This window comes from Wolbachia endosymbiont of Drosophila nikananu (assembly GCF_028981865.1).
GTDB lineage: Bacteria > Pseudomonadota > Alphaproteobacteria > Rickettsiales > Anaplasmataceae > Wolbachia > Wolbachia pipientis_B.
On sequence record NZ_JAPQLL010000070.1, the window covers coordinates 55331 to 61342 of the forward strand.

Consider the following 6012-nt stretch of genomic DNA (forward strand, 5'->3'; position numbering starts at 1 on the left):
GCACTATGTGCACCTTATGTCTTCACAACATTTCTGGGTTTTTACCTATATAAGCTGAAACGCGCTTATAAGTCGTTTAATACAGTATAGTACGCCAATTTGCAGGATTAGAGAGTGACAACTAGCTAACACGGGGTTTCTTTTGCCTTTTTTTCTGCTTAGTAAATTTCTTAAATATTAAAGCTAAGGTTAGTTGCATTTAAAAGCAGCTAAATTGCAGTGTTTAAGACTTAAAAAACGCCAATACTGAAAATAGATGTTAACCGGGGCTTTTTTTGCCTTTTTTTTCGTTTGGTAAATTTCTTAATGTTTGTAGCTAAACGACAACCGTCATCCTGCAGCGGGATCTCTTGTTAGCGGATGAGATACCGCGAATGAATCGCGGTATGACGGTTCGCGGTGGCATGACGGTTAAGTAGGGTGTCATCCCAGTGCGTGACACTGGGATCTAGCCTTTATTATTTGGTTGAAATTAAGTCTTCTGGATCCCAGTGTCACGCACTGGGATGACGAGAAAGGAGCACTGGGATGACAAAAAAGGGGCTACTCGGATGACAGGAGAAGGAGGTTACTTGCATGACACCCTTCCTAGTGGAGATTCTTCTCAAATCGCAATGTTTGTTCAGTTTTTGAACTTACGTATCCAATTTCATTTTCTTTTATTTCTCTATAACTTGGCCATGTAGAATTTTTTATATGTAATCCAGTACCTATTGCAACCAAAGCAGCTATAACACCACAAACCACCGCACCAGCTACATATGGAACCATTACAGCAGCAGCAATGAATAATCCTGTAATAACAACTCCAACAATATCTTTTGTCAATGAGGTGTAAAAATCCTTTTTGCTTTCTTTATATTTAGTACTAACTGGAGGCGCTGTTGCTACAGGTCTACTACCAATGCTCCCATTACTGCTGCAAGGTTTTGCTCCATTTTCTTCTACATTAGGTGTTTCTGGTGTAATAAAGTTTAAGAGCACCTGAATAATTTCTTCAACTTGTGTAGTTTGTTCTTTATCCATGGCCACCTTTAAAGCCTTTTGCACATTTTCATCATTTACATGACCTAACAATAATTTAACTCCCTGGACATACTTTTGAGTAACAGCACAGAGCAAAGCATCAAATTTTTCTTCTTCATTAAACTTACCACTATCTAGGAATATTCTTACAACATCAGCTTGCTTAGTCGTGATAGCTTCGCTCAATCCAGCTTTTACATATTTGAGTTGACCAGTATTGCCTTTAGTTTTCAAATCTGTGAGTAATTTAATAATTTGTAGAAATATAGCACGATCATTGGTATTATCTGTAATATTAGGTCCCTCTGAATTAACAATATGCCCAAGTAAAGTATAATGATATTTATTTGCTCTTTTTATATTTATCCTATTTTCTTTGAGCTTTTCACCAAACTCCTCAGCAGTTATATCAGGATTTTGAGTTACAATTTCCTTTATCTCTTCATAAGTCATATCAAATTTTACCACTATTACTATCTAATTTATTACAGCAACTTTCCCACAACCAGTCAAGACATATTGCAGTCTAAAGTGGCATGATATATATTGGATTCTTTATTTATGATTCTCGAGCAAATGATGGAAGATTTAGCTTATAAATTAGTTAAAGTGACTGAAGCTGCAGCACTTGCTGCATATAAACTAGCAGGCTTCGGTGATGAAAAAAAGGCCGATCAGGTTGCAGTTGATGCAATGCGTACAGTATTAAGTTCAATGGAAATAAATGGTACTATCGTAATTGGCGAGGGGGAGAGAGACGAAGCTCCTATGCTGTATATTGGGGAAAAGGTTGGTACAGGAAATGGTCCTGAGATTGACATCGCTGTTGACCCACTTGAGGGCACTACGATTTGTGCTCATTACAAATCAGGGGCAATGTCCGTTCTTGCTGCAACGAAAAAAGGTAATTTTTTACATGCACCTGATGTTTATATGGAAAAGATAGCAGTGGGAAAAAATCTCCCAGAGGGTGTAGTCTCACTAAAAAATAGCATTGAGAAAAATCTAGACAATTTAGCCAAGGCAAAAGGATGTAAAGTAAATGATCTCGTGGTAACTGTACTTAAACGTGAAAGGCATGATGAATTAATATTGAAAATCAGGAAGTTAGAAGCAAAAGTTAAACTAATAGATGGTGGTGATGTTGCGGCCGTAGTTTCACTAGTAAATGGCAATCATGATATGTATATTGGTATAGGAGGAGCACCAGAGGGAGTGCTTGCGGCTGCAGCGCTAAGCTCAATCGGCGGCCAGATGGAGGGAAGATTAGTACTTGACACGGATCAGTTAAGAGAAAGAGCAAAAAGTTTGAATATTGATGACCCAGAAAAAGTCTACACCGTAAAAGATATGGCAAAAGGTGAATCAGTGTTTATTGCAACTGGAGTAACAAACGGAGAACTTGTGGATGGAGTTAAATTGAATCATAATACCTATTCAACTAATTCTTTAATAATTCTGCCTAATAGGCTGATAAAGCTGCAAGTTATAAGTTAGGTTAATTATTTTTCAATATATTATGTAAGAGTTAAAGGGAGTGTTAAAATGTTAGATTCATTTTCTCAAGAGAAACTAATTGTATAAGAAGTTCCTCAAGACGGACATAAAAAAAGGCTGAACCCTTTTCAAAACCTTCTATCTATTGTGTCTTAAACCACTCTGCTGAACGGAGACAGTTTAGGCTGTTATGCCTGGCGGCTTTGTTGGAATAAGTTTTCAACACTGCTAACAATAAAGTCAGTGATACCGTCAGCTACCTTATCGAATTTATTGTTTATATCTTTTCCTATTTCTTCATTTTTAACATATTCGTGTAGAGCTAAAGAAGTTATAGCTGCACATGCTGCAATCAAGCCAGTTTGTGCTATCATAAGTAGTGATAGCCCACCTACAAATATGGACACTAACCCAATAGCTAGATTCATAATTTTACTTTGTGTTGTTTGTTGTGCTACTTGATTTTGACCTGCTTCCTTCTTTTCAAGAACGTTTGATGTTGTTTTTAAGGCAACTTTTATCGCTATTGCTGCAACTGAAACCATAATTAGCCCTATAGCTATTTTTGCTAAAGGAAGAATCGACGGCAGCATCATTGCAAATAACAGCGAGCCAGCTACTATAGTTAACCACTTCTCATTTATTTTTTTAGGTTGATTTGTGTTAGTGTTTATTGTTACCCTCCACTTTACTTATGATTTACCTATATCTAATATAAAATACAGAGATAGTCAACGTATTTTATGAAAGGGCGCGTTAAAAGTTTTTTTATGTTGTTCTTCGCCGCCTCGTGGTTAAATTTGGAATCTTAGAAAGAGTTACGTATTATTTAAAATTCTTGTATACTGTTTTGAATCAGTTAAATAGATAATGAAGTGCAGGACGCAGTTTTAATTTTACAAGATGGTAAATGCTTTTGGGGAAAATCAGTGGGTAAAAAAGGCAAGTGCATAGGTGAGGTCTGTTTTACCACTGGTATGACCGGTTATCAGCATACTATAACTGATCCTTCTTTTGCCGATCAAATTATAACGTTCACTTTTCCTCATATTGGTAACATTGGAATAAACCATAAAGATAATGAGGGAGAGAAAATTTTTGCAAGTGGTGTGGTTATGTGTGAACTTTCTTCTATGTCCCACCCTTCTTCATATATCAGTTTAAATGATTGGTTAGAGAAAAATAACGTGATTGGGATATCAGGAGTTGATACTAGAGCTTTAACGAGACATTTGAGAGAACATGGATCTCAAAATGGAATGATATGCTCATCGAGTAAGGCGCATGCGTTGGACAAATTGAAGGAATACAAATCTGTAAATGGGATAGAAATAACCAATAAAGTCAGCTTGCATAGTAATTTTAAAAATGACCTTAATGCAAAATATAGGGTTGTAATTGTTGATTTTGGCGTAAAAATCAGTATAGTTTCACGCTTAATAGAACTTGGTTGTACAGTTGAATTAATCAGACCAAGCACAGGTTTTGCTCAAAAAGTGTTGAGTACGAATCCAGATGGTATAGTGCTTTCAAATGGTCCTGGTGATCCGCAAGAAATAGGAGAAAGTATAGTTTCAGAAATAGACATTATTATAAAATCTAAAATCCCAATTTTTGGCATATGCATGGGTCATCAATTACTTGCGATTACTTTGGGAGCAAAGACCATCAAGATGGATATTGGTCACCGAGGGAGTAACCATCCAGTTTATGATGTAATTAGTGGAAAAGTTGAGATTACTAGCCAAAATCATGGTTTTGTTGTTGATTCAGCTTCTCTTCCAAGTAATGTTAAAATTACTCACATTTCTCTATTTGATAATAGTGTAGAGGGAATAATGATGAAGGATTACTCAGTCTTTTCTGTGCAATATCATCCAGAAGAAGCGCCAGGTACGCATGATTCGCATTATTTGTTTAGACGTTTTATTGACAATATTGTGTTGTATAAAATGGAATCTGCATGATTTTAATTAAGGTAGGTTTTATTGCTTGATTTTTTAATTTTAGGCGTTTAGTATTAAATACAATAAAAGCTTGAGTTAAGGTACTAAAATAGCGTTCTCTTAACAAATTTTTGCGGAGGAGTGACCGAGTGGTTAAAGGTAACAGACTGTAAATCTGTCCGCGTGAGCGTACGTAGGTTCGAATCCTACCTCCTCCATTGTGCGGGTATAGCTCAATGGTAGAGCTCTAGCCTTCCAAGCTAGTGACGTGGGTTCGATTCCCACTATCCGCTCTTTTTTTTGTTGTATTTTTATAAAATCAACATATTATTTATTGATGTATTTGTATTTTAGGTAGAAAAGTTTAAATTATGACAGCAGTAGTGGAAGCATTTGGAAAGCCACATGTAAATGTGGGAACAATAGGCCATGTGGATCATGGGAAGACAACGTTAACAGCGGCAATAACAAAGCATTATGGAAATTTTGTAGCGTACGATCAGATAGATAAAGCGCCAGAAGAAAGGAAGAGGGGGATAACGATAGCAACAGCGCATGTTGAGTATCAGACGGAAAAAAGGCATTATGCACACGTTGATTGTCCTGGACATGCTGACTATGTAAAGAACATGATAGTAGGTGCAGCACAGATGGATGCGGCAATATTGGTAGTGTCGGGGGTTGATGGGCCAATGCCACAAACGAGAGAGCATATATTGCTAGCGAAGCAGGTAGGTGTTGGATATATCGTGGTGTATATAAATAAAGCTGATGTTGCTGATGCTGATATGATAGATTTGGTAGAAATGGAAGTGAGGGAATTGCTGAATAAATACGGATTTCCAGGGAATGAAGTGCCTGTGGTAGTGGGGTCTGCATTGAAAGCGCTGGAGGATGACAGCAGCGAATATGGAAAGAAATCAATAGATAAATTGATGGGAAAGTTAGATGAATATGTGGCGGTCCCACCAAGGCCTGTGGATTTACCATTTCTATTGCCAATCGAGGATGTATTTTCGATATCGGGGCGAGGAACGGTGGTAACAGGAAGGATAGAGAAGGGGGAGATAAAGACGGGAGAAGAGATAGAGATAATAGGTCTGAAAGCGACGCAAAAGACGATATGCACAGGTGTAGAAATGTTTAAGAAGTTGCTGGATAAGGGGAGTGCAGGACTCAATGTAGGAATATTGCTCAGAGGAACAAAAAGAGAAGAAGTGGAGAGAGGGCAAGTATTAGCAAAACCGGGGACGATAACGCCGCATAGAAAGTTTAGGGCGGAGGTTTATATATTAAAGAAAGAAGAAGGAGGAAGGCATACACCATTTTTTGCAAATTACCAGCCACAGTTTTATTTAAGAACAACGGATGTAACTGGGAGCATAAAATTGCTAGATGGGAAGGAGATGGTAATGCCAGGAGATAATGTGAGTGTAGAAGTAGAATTGCAAGTACCGATAGCAATGGATAAGGGATTGCGTTTTGCGATAAGAGAAGGCGGTAGAACTGTTGGTTCTGGTGTTGTTTCTGAGATTTTGGAGTG

At 37.5% G+C, this 6012-nt stretch carries 5 protein-coding genes and 2 tRNA genes; 5 read left to right on the top strand and 2 right to left on the bottom strand.

What is annotated here, in order from left to right; translation table 11 throughout:
• Positions 1-588: 588 nt before the first annotated feature.
• Positions 589-1479 carry a hypothetical protein gene (locus OZD67_RS05465; RefSeq protein ID WP_182182802.1) on the bottom strand — a complete coding sequence of 297 codons (891 nt, stop codon included), beginning with the start codon at positions 1477-1479 and terminating at the stop codon, positions 589-591.
• Positions 1480-1605: 126 nt separating this feature from the next.
• On the opposite strand from OZD67_RS05465, the gene glpX reads away from it, so the two are divergent.
• Positions 1606-2523, top strand: a complete 918-nt coding sequence (gene glpX, locus OZD67_RS05470) for a class II fructose-bisphosphatase (RefSeq protein ID WP_182184151.1) — start codon at positions 1606-1608, stop codon at positions 2521-2523.
• A gap of 188 nt (positions 2524-2711) precedes the next feature.
• On the opposite strand, the gene OZD67_RS05475 is transcribed toward glpX, so the two are convergent.
• Positions 2712-3119 (bottom strand): hypothetical protein, encoded by a 408-nt coding sequence (locus OZD67_RS05475; protein WP_310732639.1) that lies wholly within the window; start codon positions 3117-3119, stop codon positions 2712-2714.
• Positions 3120-3398: 279 nt separating this feature from the next.
• On the opposite strand from OZD67_RS05475, the gene carA reads away from it, so the two are divergent.
• From carA to tuf, 4 genes are all read left to right on the top strand, one after another.
• A complete protein-coding gene (carA, locus tag OZD67_RS05480) occupies positions 3399-4490 on the top strand; it encodes a glutamine-hydrolyzing carbamoyl-phosphate synthase small subunit (protein ID WP_182182800.1) in 1092 nt (363 codons plus the stop codon).
• A gap of 114 nt (positions 4491-4604) precedes the next feature.
• Positions 4605-4687 (top strand) — tRNA-Tyr (locus OZD67_RS05485).
• Positions 4688-4691: 4 nt separating this feature from the next.
• Positions 4692-4762: transfer RNA gene (locus OZD67_RS05490), tRNA-Gly, on the top strand.
• A gap of 78 nt (positions 4763-4840) precedes the next feature.
• A partial coding sequence (tuf, locus tag OZD67_RS05495) for an elongation factor Tu (RefSeq protein WP_182183220.1) occupies positions 4841-6012 on the top strand: 1172 nt, incomplete at its 3' end.